General features: G+C 75.0%; 11 protein-coding genes. 4 read left to right on the forward strand and 7 right to left on the reverse strand.

The features are described 5' to 3' along the window. The first annotated feature begins 2 nt into the window (after positions 1-2). On the forward strand, positions 3-1,184 hold the full coding sequence (locus tag ACIHCX_RS31590) for a glycosyltransferase 87 family protein (RefSeq protein WP_400035541.1): 1,182 nt from the start codon (positions 3-5) through the stop codon (positions 1,182-1,184). On the opposite strand, the gene ACIHCX_RS31595 is transcribed toward ACIHCX_RS31590, so the two are convergent. Continuing rightward, positions 1,139-2,785, reverse strand: coding sequence for a DNA repair helicase XPB (locus tag ACIHCX_RS31595; protein ID WP_400035543.1), 1,647 nt, complete (start codon positions 2,783-2,785; stop codon positions 1,139-1,141). The genes ACIHCX_RS31590 and ACIHCX_RS31595 overlap by 46 nt on opposite strands. A gap of 54 nt (positions 2,786-2,839) precedes the next feature. Continuing rightward, on the reverse strand, positions 2,840-5,524 hold the full coding sequence (locus tag ACIHCX_RS31600; RefSeq protein WP_400035546.1) for a helicase-associated domain-containing protein: 2,685 nt from the start codon (positions 5,522-5,524) through the stop codon (positions 2,840-2,842). 118 nt (positions 5,525-5,642) lie between these two features. Here ACIHCX_RS31600 and ACIHCX_RS31605 point away from each other — a divergent pair, with 118 nt between their 5' ends. Both ACIHCX_RS31605 and ACIHCX_RS31610 read left to right on the forward strand, forming a co-directional pair. Beyond that, positions 5,643-6,647, forward strand: coding sequence for a hypothetical protein (locus ACIHCX_RS31605; RefSeq protein ID WP_400035548.1), 1,005 nt, complete (start codon positions 5,643-5,645; stop codon positions 6,645-6,647). A gap of 129 nt (positions 6,648-6,776) precedes the next feature. Further along, positions 6,777-7,403, forward strand: coding sequence for an HAD family hydrolase (locus tag ACIHCX_RS31610; RefSeq protein WP_400035550.1), 627 nt, complete (start codon positions 6,777-6,779; stop codon positions 7,401-7,403). On the opposite strand, the gene ACIHCX_RS31615 is transcribed toward ACIHCX_RS31610, so the two are convergent. Beyond that, positions 7,400-7,651 carry a hypothetical protein gene (locus ACIHCX_RS31615; protein WP_400035552.1) on the reverse strand — a complete coding sequence of 84 codons (252 nt, stop codon included), beginning with the start codon at positions 7,649-7,651 and terminating at the stop codon, positions 7,400-7,402. The two genes, ACIHCX_RS31610 and ACIHCX_RS31615, sit on opposite strands and share 4 nt — an antisense overlap. 321 nt (positions 7,652-7,972) lie before the next feature. Between ACIHCX_RS31615 and ACIHCX_RS31620 the strand changes: the two genes are divergently transcribed. After that, positions 7,973-8,356, forward strand: coding sequence for a cold-shock protein (locus ACIHCX_RS31620; RefSeq protein ID WP_384177662.1), 384 nt, complete (start codon positions 7,973-7,975; stop codon positions 8,354-8,356). A gap of 37 nt (positions 8,357-8,393) precedes the next feature. Here the strand turns inward: ACIHCX_RS31620 and ACIHCX_RS31625 are convergent, their stop codons facing one another. The 4 genes from ACIHCX_RS31625 to ACIHCX_RS31640 form a co-directional block, all read right to left on the reverse strand. Next, on the reverse strand, positions 8,394-9,248 hold the full coding sequence (locus ACIHCX_RS31625) for a 1,4-dihydroxy-6-naphthoate synthase (protein ID WP_400035554.1): 855 nt from the start codon (positions 9,246-9,248) through the stop codon (positions 8,394-8,396). After that, positions 9,238-10,002 (reverse strand): futalosine hydrolase, encoded by a 765-nt coding sequence (locus tag ACIHCX_RS31630; protein WP_400035556.1) that lies wholly within the window; start codon positions 10,000-10,002, stop codon positions 9,238-9,240. Before ACIHCX_RS31630 ends, ACIHCX_RS31625 begins: the two co-directional genes overlap by 11 nt. After that, positions 9,972-10,445: a DUF2771 domain-containing protein gene (locus tag ACIHCX_RS31635; protein WP_400035558.1), complete on the reverse strand. Its 474-nt coding sequence runs from the start codon at positions 10,443-10,445 to the stop codon at positions 9,972-9,974. Before ACIHCX_RS31635 ends, ACIHCX_RS31630 begins: the two co-directional genes overlap by 31 nt. Before the next feature lie 77 nt (positions 10,446-10,522). Then, positions 10,523-11,956, reverse strand: a complete 1,434-nt coding sequence (locus ACIHCX_RS31640) for an MFS transporter (protein ID WP_400035560.1) — start codon at positions 11,954-11,956, stop codon at positions 10,523-10,525. Positions 11,957-13,289: the final 1,333 nt, after the last annotated feature.

Consider the following 13,289-nt stretch of genomic DNA (forward strand, 5'->3'; position numbering starts at 1 on the left):
TCGTGACAGCACGGAAGGTGACCCTCCGGTCACCCGCAGCGCCCGCCCTGGCCCTCCTCGTCGTCTCCTTCGCCGCTCTCGCGGTGCTGTTCGCGGTGGAGCGGGTGCAGATGCCCGACGCGGTGGTCTACCAGGCCGAGGGCGCGGCGGTGGTCCACGGCCGCGATCTCTACGGCTTCACGGTCACGCAGGGACGGCTGCCGGCCACGTACCCGCCGTTCGCGGCCCTGCTGTTCGTACCGGTGGTGTGGCTTCCCGCCGCGGCCCTGAAGGCGGCGTTCTTCGCGGGCAACGCGCTTCTGCTCGCCTGGCTCGTCCACCTCTCCGCGCGGCTCGCCGGCCACCGGGCCGGACTTCCGCTCCTGTGCGCCGCGACGGCGCTCGCCGTCTGGCTCGAACCCGTCTTCCAGACCTTCGTGTACGGGCAGATCAACCTCGCGATCGTCTGCCTGGTCCTGTGGGACCTGACCCGGCCGCCCGGTGCCCGCGGCAAGGGCGTCCTGATCGGCGTCGCGACCGGCATCAAGCTCACCCCGGGCCTCTTCATCGTGTACCTGCTGCTGCGGGGGCGGCGCCGCGAGGCGGCCGCGGCGGTGGCCGGGTTCGCGGGGACGGTCGCCGTCGGGGCACTCGTCCTGCCCGCGGCCGGCGTCGACTACTGGACGCGCCGCCTGTTCGAGACCCACCGGGTCGGCAAACCGTGGATCATCGCCAACCAGTCGCTTCAGGGACTGGTCGCGCGGCTGCTGGGGGAGCCGTCGCCCGGCCTCGCCTGGCTCCTGCCCGCCGTAGCGGTCGCCGCCGCCGGACTGTGGCTCGCGGGCCGGATGCGGCAGGAGCGGTGGGGCGTGCTGCTGACCGGTCTGACCGCACTGCTCGTCTCACCGATCAGCTGGTCCCACCACTGGGTGTGGTGCGTCCCGTTGATCGCCGTGCTCCTGGCCGAGGGCCGCCGCGCCTGGGCGGCGGCCACCGCGGTCCTGTTCACCGCCCGCACCCTGTGGATGGTCCCCAACAAGGGCCAGGAGCTGCACCTGTCCTGGTGGCAGCAGCCGCCGGCCTCGCCCTACCCCCTGCTGGGGCTGACGGTGCTCGCGGCGGTGGCGCTGCGGCAGTGGTCCGGCCGGACCCGGGCGGGTCAGGCCTCCTCCGCCAGCAGTTCGTCGGCGTCCATGATCCGGTAGGCGTAGCCCTGTTCGGCCAGGAAGCGCTGGCGGTGGGCGGCGAAGTCCTGGTCGATGGTGTCGCGGGCGACCACGGAGTAGAAGTGGGCCTGGTGGCCGTCGGCCTTCGGGCGCAGCACCCGCCCGAGGCGCTGGGCCTCCTCCTGGCGGGAGCCGAAGGTGCCCGAGACCTGGATGGCGACAGTGGCCTCCGGCAGGTCGATGGAGAAGTTCGCGACCTTCGACACCACCAGCACGCTGATCTCGCCCTCGCGGAAGGCGTCGAAGAGCTTCTCGCGCTGCGCGTTGGACGTCTCGCCCTTGATCACCGGCGCGTCCAGGTGCTCGCCCAGCTCGTCGAGCTGGTCGATGTACTGGCCGATGACCAGGATCTGCTGCCCGGCGAAGCGGCGGACGATCGCCTCGGTGACCTTCCGCTTGGTCGCGGTGGTCGCGCAGAAGCGGTACTTCTCCTCCGTCTCGGCCGTCGCGTACGCCAGCCGTTCGGACTCGGTCAGGTTCACCCGGACCTCGACGCAGTCCGCGGGCGCGATGTGGCCCTGCGCCTCGATCTCCTTCCAGGGCGCGTCGAACCGCTTGGGGCCGATCAGGGAGAACACGTCCGACTCGCGGCCGTCCTCGCGCACCAGGGTCGCGGTCAGCCCCAGCCGCCGCCGGGCCTGGAGGTCCGCGGTGAACTTGAAGACCGGCGCGGGCAGCAGGTGCACCTCGTCGTAGACGATCAGACCCCAGTCGCGGGAGTCGAACAGCTCCAGGTGCGGGTAGATCCCCTTCCGCCGGGTCGTCAGCACCTGGTAGGTGGCGATGGTGACCGGGCGGACCTCCTTCCTGGTCCCGCTGTACTCCCCGATCTCGTCCTCGGTCAGCGAGGTCCGCTTCACCAGCTCGTGCTTCCACTGCCGGGCCGAGACGGTGTTCGTGACGAGGATCAGCGTCGTGGACTTCGCCTGCGCCATCGAGCCCGCGCCGACCAGCGTCTTGCCGGCCCCGCAGGGCAGGACGACGACCCCGCTCCCGCCGTGCCAGAAGTTCTCCACGGCCTGCTTCTGGTAGGGCCGCAGCGCCCAGCCGTCCTCGCGCAGCTCGATCGGGTGCGCCTCGCCGTCGACGTACCCGGCGAGGTCCTCGGCGGGCCAGCCCAGCTTCAGCAGGGTCTGCTTGATCTGCCCGCGCTCGGAGGGGTGCACGGCCACGGTGTCCGGGTCGATGCGGGCGCCGACCAGCGGGGCGATCCGCTTGGACTTCAGCACCTCCTCCAGGACCGGCCGGTCGGTGGTGGTCAGGACCAGGCCGTGCGCCGGGTGCTTGGAGAGGGTCAGCCGGCCGTAGCGGTCCATCGTCTCGGCGATGTCGACGAGCAGCGCGTGCGGCACGGGATAGCGGCTGTACTGCACGAGGGCGTCGACGACCTGCTCGGCGTCGTGCCCGGCGGCGCGCGCGTTCCACAGGCCGAGCGGGGTGACCCGGTAGGTGTGGATGTGCTCGGGTGCCCGCTCCAGCTCGGCGAACGGCGCGATGGCCCGACGGCAGTCGTCGGCCTGCTCGTGGTCGACTTCGAGAAGCAGGGTCTTGTCCGACTGGACGATCAGGGGACCATTCACGCGCAGCGCCCTTTCCGTGTGGTCAAACGTCCAGTGTGCCCTATCCGGGGCAGATCACGACGGGTCGTCCGCGAGTTCGGCGACCCCGGTGACCCGGTGCAGCGGGTAGGTGCGGACCTCGTCCGCGGTGTGGTCGTACGCGGTGACGAAGCCGCCCTCGACCCGGATCGGCGCGATGACGCGCTGGCTGGCGGTGCCCTCGGCGTTGACGTAGCCGATCCACAGGGCCTCGCCGGTGAGGACGGCGGCCTGCATGGTGGCGAGGGTCTCGGCGGAGCCGGTGCGGGGCAGTTCGCCGTCCTCCCGCGTGGCCGCGGTCGGCTTGCGCGGGGCGGTGGTGGCCAGGTCGCCGGCGCGGATCGCGCGGATCGCGGCGGACAGCAGCGTGGTGTCCGGGGCGGGCGGGCCGTCCGGGACCGGGTCGGGGGCGGTGCGCGGCGGGGTGCGGTGGGAGTGGGCGCGGGTGACGAGGACGTCGCCCGCCGCGGATTCGGCGGCTGGTGCGTAGCCCATCGCGCGCAGGCCCTCCAGGAGGGCGGCCGGGTCGGCCTGCGCGGCCAGCACGGTCGGCGCGAGGCGGCGCAGGCGCAGCCCGGCGGACCGCTTGTCGGCGAGGATCTCGTTCAGCAGCGCGTCGTCGTCGCAGCGCACGTACGCCGAGGCCGCGCCGACCCGCAGATGGCCGTGCCGGCGGGCCACGTCGTCGATCAGGTACGCCAGCGGCTGCGGCACCGGCGTACGGGAGTGCGCGGTGAGGAAGGCGTGCAGGTCGGTGGCGGTGTGGCCGGCGTCCAGGGCGCGGCGTACGGAGGCGGGCGTGAACCGGTAGACGGTCGCGCCGCCCTTGGACTCGACGTCCGCGAGCACGCCCAGCGTCTCGGCGAGCGGACGCCGCAGGGGCCCGGGCGCGACCGCGGTCAGGTCCGCCTGGAGCAGGACGTGGTCCAGGGGCTCGGGCAGGAGCGGGGCGAGGAGGCGGGCCGCGGCGGCCTGTTCGGCGGCGGAGGCGGGGGCGGGGGGAACGATGGGGGAGAGCGGCGTGGTCGGGGACGGGGGTGCGGGGGTGCCGGGCGTTCCGTCCGGCCGGTGGTGCTTGTGGACGGGCAGCTTGTCCCCGGGGCTCGCGGGTGTGGTCCCGCCCGTGTCCGTGGCCGCCTTTCCGGGTGCGGCGGGCCTGTGCCCGCTCTCCCCCGCGGGGCTCCTCCCGGGCGCGGACTCCGTCTCCGAGGGAGCCGAAGGAGCCGCGGGAGCCGGTGCGGACGCGCCGAGCAGCGCACGCCCGTGCGCGGACAGCGCGCCCCGGCCCGTGACGCCGAGGAGTTCCGCCTCGGACAGCGTCCACCGGGCGAGGCGGTCACGCAGGTCGTCCTCCTGCCGCGGTGTGCGCGGCGGGTGCTCCCAGCGCAGCCGGGCCAGCACCGACTCGGCGTCCGGTGCGGCTCCTTGCGGCAGCCCGGCGAGCAGGGCGAGCACCCGGTGGCGCACCTCCGGCGCCGCCGAGCGGTCGAGGCCGGGGCCGAGCGCCGACAGCGTCCGGTCCTTGGCGTCCCGCCCGCCGGCCAGTCCCGCGGTCCGCGTGGCCGCCAGCCAGGTCGACGCGAGGCGGGCCCAGCGTTCGGCCGCGGGCCGCTCCAGCCACTCGTCGTAGGCCGGGGTCGCCGCGTACCGCTCGTCCGCCTCGCCGTCGGACGCGATCAGCCCGGCCGCGTAGGCGAGTTCGACCCAGAAGGCGGCCACCGGCTCGGGCACGTCGAGGGCGACGGCGGTGCGCTTGAGGTCGCGCACGCTCAGTCCGCCCGCGCGCAGCACGGCCGGGCCGCCCTCGTCCCAGTCCCGCAGCAGTTCCTCGACGGTGGCCAGGGCGGTGTACGCCTGTCCGGCGGCCGTCGCGTCCACCATCTGAGGACGGTGGGTCGCGGCCGCCTCCACGGCCGGCGGCACCGGCTCGGGCGCGCGGTGGGCGCGGCCCGCGCGCAGGTGCAGGGCCGCCTCGCGGGGGAGGACGACGGTTCCGGGCGCCGTGGGCAGCAGCAGCCCGCGGTCGAGGAGCCGGCGCAGACGCGGCGCCGGGTCGGCGGTGACCTGGCCGTAGGGCGGTCCCCACACCAGGCGCTCCAGCACCTCGAGGGAGTCGGCGGGCAACCCGGCGAGCAGTTCCGACATCCGCTCGCGGTCGGTGAACAGGCCGGTGAGCGCGGCGACGGCGGAGACGGAGTCGTGGGTCGAGGGCAGCCCGGCCGTCGCCACGATCTCCTGGATGCGCCCCGGTGACATGCCCGCCGTGGCCTCCCGCACGGTCGGTCCGAGCCCGGTCGGGGACGGGTGCTGAGGCGACGGCGCGAGCAGCTCGCGGGCCGTGCGCACCAGGCGCAGCCGGTCGTCGGCGCCCCAGACGAGGGCCTGCTCGCGCAGGGTGCCCAGGGCGCGGGGCAGCGCGGCGGCGACGACGGGATCCCGGGCGTCGGAGGCCATCAGGCCGAGCAGTTCGTCGTACGTGGCCGGGTCGCCGGCCACCGCGAGGGCCTGGGCCGTCTGCTGGGCGAAGCGGTCCAGCCGCTCCAGGGCGCGGACCACGGAGGCGCGGGTCCCGGCGCGGGTGGCGAGCTGGGTGAGGTCGGTAGGGACCGGGGTGATGAGGTCGGGGCGGCTGCGCAGCAGCGCGGCCAGGGAGGCGTCGTCGCGCGCGCGGAGCGCTTCCGCGAGCGAACGCGGGGCCGCCTGTTTCTCATCGCTGCTCATCCGATTCACGGTACCGGGTGTGTGTCGCGACAGGCCCCGTACCACGGCACGGGGCACCGCGCGGGAGACGGTACCTTCGTCCAACGGGGTCATCGGCCAGCCACCCCGGAGGGGCGTCGTGGGGATCGAGAGCGAGCAGGTCGTCTACGAGTATCTGAGCCGCGTCGGCGACGTCGCTCAGCAACGCCAGCTGTCCTCGGCCACACGGATGCGCCTGGTCGCGGAGTTGCGTAACGAGATTGACCGGCGCCGCGCCACGACCACCGCCGACACTCCCGCCGCGGTCCGCCGCATCCTCGACGGGCTCGGCAGCCCCGACGACGTCGTCGCGGCCGCGGGCGGCACCAGCACGGGCGGGGGCGGATCGTGGGCGGCGGCCCCGGCCGTGCCCGCGCAGCGTGAACCGGAGGCGGAGCAGCCGCGCCCGAAGGGGCTGCTCCACAAGGTCGTACCGCGGCCGCGGCCGCGTCCGACGCAGTCGCAGGCGGGCTTCGTGCCGTCCGACGGTCCGTCCCCGCCGCACCTGGCGAGCGCCGACGAGCTCGGCGGCCCGGGGGGCGGCTCCGAGTGGTGGCGCGTGGAGCAGGGCCCGTTGAGGATCGGCGACGACGTGCCCGGGTTCCTGGGCGGGGTGGAGATCCCGGAGCTGCTCAAGCCCCCGCCGGCGAAGGAGCCGGCGAAGGCGGAGCCCGCGCCCGGGGCGGCCGGTGCCGCGGAGGCGGTGGAGGCGGCCGGGCCGGACGCGCCCGCCGGGCGCCGGCGTCTCGCGCTGCCCTCGTTGCTGACGGGCCGGAGCAATCCGCTGCTGCTGCTCGCGGCCGGGCTGCTGGTCGTCGGCGCGGTCCTGGGCATCTGGTACGCGCTGCTGATCGGCTGGGTCATCGCCTACGCCTCCCGCCGGCTGACCCCGACGGAGTCCAAGTGGGCCGTCGTGGGCATGCCCGGCCTGGCGCTCGCCGCGGGAGCGGTCTGGCTGTGGGGCCGTAGCGAGCGCCACTGGGGCACCCGCATCGCCGAGGGCCACATGAACGACGCGGTCGCCCAGACCTGGCCGTGGGTGGTGCGGGCCGCGGCCGTGCTGTCGGCGCTGTTCCTGGTGTGGCGCTCGCAGCGGCGGAAGTAGGAGCGCCCGCGGCGGCGGAGGCGGTCGCGCCCGAGCGGTCGCGTGCGCGGCGCCGGAGGTGCCGGAGGCGGTCGTACGTCACACGGGCCGGAGGTCTCGTGGTCGGGGCCCCTGGGCAGAATGGCCCGTATGACCTCTCGCCCGCTGACCGTCGGCTTCGACCTCGACATGACCCTGATCGACTCGCGCCCCGGCATCCGCGCCTGCTACCTGGAGCTCTCCGAGCGGACGGGGACGTACATCGACGCCGACCTGGCCGTCACACGGCTCGGTCCGCCCCTCGCGGAGGAGCTGGTCAACTGGTTCCCGGCCGAGCGGGTGGAGGCGGTGGGGGACCTGTACCGGGAGCTGTACCCGGCGATCGCCGTCTCCGCCACGCCCGCGCTGACCGGCGCCCGCGAGGCGATCGAGGCCGTGCGGCGGGACGGCGGGCGGGCGATCGTCGTCACCGCCAAGTACGAGCCGAACGCCAAGCTGCACCTGGAGCACCTGGGCATCGAGCCGGACGCGGTGATCGGCGACCTGTGGGCCGAGCAGAAGGCCGAGGCGCTGCGCGAGTACGGCGCCCGGGCGTACGTCGGCGATCACGTCGGGGACGTGCGGGGCGCCCGTGCGGCCGGCGCGCTGTCGGTGGCGGTGGCCACCGGACCGTGCGACGAGGGGGAACTGCGGGCGGCGGGCGCGGATGCCGTGCTCGCGGATCTGACCGCGTTCCCGGACTGGCTCTCGGCCAACCGCGCGCTCCTCGGCCGCTAGCGGGAGTCGCCGCGCGCCTGGCGGCGGCCCGCCGCGACCGACCGGAGCACGCCCGCGGCGGCGATCAGGAAGCCGACGCCCATCAGCATGCTCAGTCCGAACATGTAGGTCGGGAAGGGCTTCGCGCCGAGGAACAGCGGTGCCACCGTCACCGCGGTGGCCAGCGCGCCGATGAAGAAGACGATGGCGCCCGCACGGACCAGCCGGTCACCGGCCGTGGCGGAATTCGTTCGGGTGTTGTCACGCACCCCACCAAGGATAGTTCCCGGTGAGCGGGTGCCGAGCGACCCGGACGGCCGCGGGGCGGGGCACTGTCCCGATGTCGTCACTCTCCGCGAATACGGGTTGCCGGAGCCGCCCCCTCATGTGCTGAGATATCCCCTGTCTCCCTCACCCCCGAGCGAGCGCACCCACGCCGATCGGCCAGGTTCGGCCGACTGGAGTGGGCGGGCTTGACGGGGGGTAAAGAGCTGGGGAGGCTTCGGGACAACGGCAGGCACGAGCGAGCGCTAGATAGCCTGACCTGCGGCAACTGTGGTTCGGCTGACCGGTGAGATGGGGTGCGTGCTTTGCCTACCGGCAAGGTCAAATGGTTCAACGCTGAGAAGGGCTTCGGCTTCCTCTCCCGCGACGACGGCGGCGACGTCTTCGTCCACTCCTCGGTGCTCCCCGCCGGAGTGGACACGCTCAAGCCGGGGCAGCGGGTGGAGTTCGGGGTGGTCGCGGGCCAGCGCGGTGACCAGGCCCTCTCCGTGACGCTCCTGGAGCCGACCCCGTCGGTCGCCGCCGCCCAGCGCAAGAAGCCGGACGAGCTGGCGTCCATCGTGCAGGACCTGACCACCCTTCTGGAGGGCGTCGCGCAGACCCTGGAGCGCGGCCGCTACCCCGACAAGACGTCCGGCAAGAACGTCGCCGGGCTGCTGCGCGCGGTCGCCGACCAGCTGGACGTATGACCCGCCGACCCGACCGGGTCGGCGCATCTGAAGGACCTCAGGGAAAAGCGAGCGCGTCCGGGCCGAGGGGCGGTACGAGCCCCTCGGCCGCCGCACGCGTGAGCAGCCCGCGGACCGCCGCGTAGCCGTCCTCGCCGAGGCCGGCGGTGAACTCGTTGACGTACAGCCCGATGTGCTGGTCGGCGACGGCCGGGTCCATCTCCTGGGCGTGCTCCATGACGTACGGCCGGGAGGCCTCCGGGTCGTCCCAGGCCGCGCGCACCGACGCGCGGATCGCGTCGGCGAGCTCCGTCAGCGCCCGCTCGCCCAGCGACCGCCTGGCGATGATCGCGCCGAGCGGGATCGGCAGCCCCGTGGTGTGCTCCCAGTGCTCGCCCATGTCGGCGAGCTTGTGCAGGCCGTAGTCCTGGTAGGTGAACCGCGCCTCGTGGATCACCAGACCGGCGTCGACCTTCCCGTCCCGCACGGCCGGCATGATCTCGTGGAACGGCATGACCACGATCTCGCCCACCCCGCCGGGGACGACCTCCGCGGCCCACAGGCGGAACAGCAGGTACGCCGTCGACTTCTCGCTCGGCACCGCGACCGTGCGGCCCGCGAGGTCGGCAGCCGGCTCCTTCGTGAGCACCAGGGGCCCGCAGCCCCGGCCCAGCGCGCCGCCGCAGGGCAGCAGCGCGTACTCGCCGAGGACGTACGGCAGCACGGCGTAGGACACCTTCAGCACGTCCAGCTCGCCGCGTTCGGCCATGCCGTTGGTGATGTCGATGTCCGCGAAGGTGACGTCGAGCGCGGGCGCGCCGGGGACACGGCCGTGGGCGAGCGCGTCGAAGACGAAGGTGTCGTTGGGGCAGGGGGAGTAGGCGATCCGCAGGCGGCTGCTGTCAGGGCTCATGTGGGTTCCAACTCGTGAGGGCGGGCGCGAGCTTCCCGAAGCCCTCGGTCAGGGCGGTCAGGGCGTCGCCGATGCGCCAGGCGGCGCGGTCGCGGGGGCCGACGGGGTTGGAGACCGCGCGCACCTCCAGTACCGGGACGCGGTGCGCGGCGGCCGCCTCGGCGACGGCGAACCCCTCCATGGCCTCGGCCAGGGCGCCGGGGTGGCGGGCGCGCAGGGCGTCGGCGCGGGCGGCGGTGCCGGTCACCGTGGAGACGGTCAGCACCGTGCCGGTACGGGCCGAGGCGGCGGCCGCTATCGCCCGTACGAGCGCTTCGGGCGGACGGTGGGTGACGGTGCCGAAGCCGAGTTCGGTCACCGGCAGGAATCCCTCGCCGGTCTCGGCGCCCAGGTCGGCGGCGGTGATCTCGTCGGCGACGACGAGCGAGCCGACCGGCGCGTGGGGTGCGAAGCCGCCGGCGATACCGGCCGACACGACGAGGTCGTAGGGGGTGCCGGCGAGCGCGGCGGCGGTCAGGGCGGAGGCGGTGGTCGCGGCGGCGAGGGCGGGGCCGACGCCGACGGCGACCAGATCGAGGGCGGGCGGCCCGGGGACCCGGCACACGGTCGCTTCGGGCAGCGGCCGCAGCGGCGCCTCGGTCACGGGCCCGGGGAACGCCCGCGCCACCGCGTCCCGTTCGGCGGGGACGGCGGTGGCGACGAGGACGCGCGGCGAGGACGTGGTCAGGATTCCTTCGTCAGCTTGAAGGACCACAGACCTCGCACGTCCTTCTCGCCCTCCTTGATGGAGACCAGCGTCGAGTTGCCGCTGGCGCCGTACTGGGCGTTGAAGAAGACGCTGCCCGGGATCGTGCGGTAGGTCTTGGTGCTGGAGTCGGTCAGCGGCTGACCGTTCATCAGGATGGTCCAGCCCGTCTCCGCGATCTTCGGGTCGACGCCGAAGCGCACGGTGTCGTCCGGGTCGACCTTGACGGTCTTGATGTCCTTGGACTTGAGGCACTTGGCCAGGTCCGCGGTCTTGAGCGCGTTGCCGTCGTTGTAGCAGTCGGCTTCGGAACTCACCGAGGTACTGCCGACGGTGATCGTGGACAGCGGGGTCGGCTTGGAACAGGCCGACAGGACGAGCAGTCCGGCGGAAACGGCGCCGGCAGCGGCGACGGCGCGGCGGCGTCGCACGGCGGAATGCAGCGTGGTCATGGCCGAAGGCTATAGGGCGCGCCCGCCTGCCCGCCCACGCGGGGGTGCGGGCGTGGCACTCGGCCGCGGTGCGCGCCTCACGCCACCCGGGGGCGCGGGGCGCCACCGTGGCGGGCCGAGGCCAGCAGACCGCGGACGGTGGGCAGCCAGCCGGCGGCCACGAGCCCGGCGCCCACCGACAGGCCCAGCACGCCGTTGAGCGGCAGCACGATGCCGATCGCGCCGCCGAGCACCCAGGCCATCTGGAGCAGCGTCTCGGAGCGGGCGAACGCCGACGTCCGCACCGGTTCGGGCACGTCCCGCTGGATCAGCGCGTCCAGGGACAGCTTGGCCAGCGCCTGCCCGAAGCCCGCGACCGCGGCCAGGCAGGCCACCAGGAACGCGCCGAAGAAGACCGCGGCCGTGACCGCCGCGCCCAGGACGATGGCGACGACGGTCACGATGATGATCTCCGGCGCGCGCGATCTCAGCCAGGCCCCGACCGCCGTGCCCAGCGCGTTGCCCGCGCCCGCCGCGACGCCGACGATGCCCAGCGAGACCGCCGCGCTCTCGCCGGTCAGCGGGTGCTCACGGAGCAGGAAGGCGAGGAAGAAGATCAGGAATCCGGACAGGCAGCGCAGGGCCGCGTTCGCGGCGAGGGCGTGGGTGACGGCCGTGCCGACGGTGCGCAGGCCGGGACGTTTCAGCCGTGTGCGGCGCGCACCGCGCAGGTGCTGCTCGTCCGCGGTGAGCAGCGCCCGGTGCTCGCCCTTGGCCGAATCGACCTTCGGCGGCAGGGCGAACGACAGGAACGTTCCGGCGATGAAGATCACGAAGGCGCCGTAGAGCGGCCAGCGCGGGCCGAGGACCTGGAGGCCCGCGCCGACGGGTGCGGCCACGCCGGTGGCGAGCAGCCCGCCGAGGGTCACCCGCGAGTTCGCCTTCACCAGGGAGAACCGTGGTGGCAGCAGCCGGGGTACGACGGCGCTTCTGACCACGCCGTACGCCTTCGAGGCGACCAGCACGCCGAGCGCCGCCGGGTACAGCTCCAGGCTGCCGCTGGCCGCGGCGCCCGCGATGATCAGCGCGAGCAGCGCCCGGGCCAGCATCGCGGCCGCCATCGCGGCGCGGCGGCCGTGCGGGAGGCGGTCGAGCAGCGGGCCGATCACGGGCGCGAGGACCGTGAAGGGCGCCATGGTGATGGCGAGGTACAGCGCGACCCGGCCGCGGGCCTCGTCGGTGGGCACGGAGAAGAAGACGGTGGAGGCGAGCGCCACGGTGATCATGACGTCGCCCGCGCCGTTCACCGCGTGCAGCTCGATCAGCCGGCCGAGCCCGGACTCGCCGGCGCCGTGGGCGTTGGTCGCCCTGCGGATGCCGCGGACCGTTCCGGTCACGGGCAGGTGCAGGGCACGCCCGACCGCGCGGACGGACCCGCCGAACCGGCCCGAACCGCGGCCCCGGCTGCTCCCCTTGACCCCCTTGTCCCCACCGACGCCGGCGGTTCCCGGGGGCGTCCTCGCGGCTGCCACCCCGTCATACTGCCCCGGAAACGGCGCCGGTAGCGCCACGGCGGCGCGGATGCGACCAACGAGACACCCCCGAGGCACCCACCCGGCCCCGACCGGCCGGCCCAGGCCCCGGGGACCCGCGAGCGCGGCCTCCGCCACGGACTCGTCCGGCCCGGGGCAGGCGCGTCCCGGCCGCCTCGGGCCTGTGCCTGCCCCCCGGGCCTGTGCCTGCCCCCTGGGTCCGTCCCGGCCGGGGCCTGGACGCGTTCAGGCCGCGGAGGGCCTGTGAGCGCGGCCTTCGCCGCGGACTCGTCCGGGTCGGGGTGGGCGCGCCCCGGCCGCTCCGGGCCTGTGTCTGCCCCCTGGGTCCGTCCCGGCCGGGGCCTGGACGCGTTCAGGCCGCGGAGGGCCTGTGAGCGCGGCCTTTGCCACGGACTCGTCCGGGCCGGAGTGGGCGAGTCCCGGCCGCCCCGGGCCTGTGCCGGCCGCTCCGGGCCTGTGTCGGCCGCTCCGGGCCTGTGTCGGCCGCTCCGGGCCTGTGTCGGCCGCTCCGGGCCTGTCCCTGCCCCCCCGGGCCCGTCGCGGCCCCGGGCCTGGACTCGCCCAGGTCCCGGAGGGCCTGTGAGCGCGGCCTTTGCCACGGACTCGTCCGGGCCGGAGCGGGCGAGTCCCGGCCGCCCCGGGCCTGTGCCTGCCCCCCGGGCCTCTGTCTGCCTCCTGGGTCCTTCCCGGCCGGGGCCTGGACCCGTTCAGGCCGCGGAGGGCCCGTGAGCGCGGCCTTCGCCGCGGACTCGTCTGGACCGGGCGGGCGCGTCCCCGCCGCCCCGGGCCCGTCCCCGCCGCCCCGGGCCCGTCCCTGCACCCCGGGCCCGTCCCTGCACCCCGGGCCCGTCCCTGCACCCCGGGCCCGTCCCTGCACCCCGGGCCCGTCCTGCCTCCGGGGCCTGTCCTCGCCCCGGCCCTCCGGGGGCCCGTCCCCCCGGGGCCTGTCCCCGCCCTCCGGGGCTCGCCCCCGCCCTGGTCGCGTGCGCGAGAGGTGGCCGCCGTATCGCTCCGGCGCCTGCTGCCGCCACGCGGCTGCCGGGGGCGGGCGTGATCTTGCTCGCCCGTGGCAGTGCCGCTGCTGTTTCTGCCGAGGCGGGTGTGATCGTGGTGGCTTGTCCAAGGGCCGGTCGCGCCCGGGAGCGCTCCGCGGGGCTCGGTGGTGGGGGCGGTCGGGCGTTGACGTGGGTGGGAAAGTTCTGGCGCGGCGCGGTGAAGCCACCGTCGGTGTAGGCCGAACGGCGTCGAGAAGGTAGCGTGCGTAGCGCGCCGTGGCGAACGTTCTCGACCGCGCGCCTTACGGGCATACCGC

This window comes from Streptomyces sp. NPDC052043 (assembly GCF_044548235.1).
Lineage (GTDB): Bacteria > Actinomycetota > Actinomycetes > Streptomycetales > Streptomycetaceae > Streptomyces.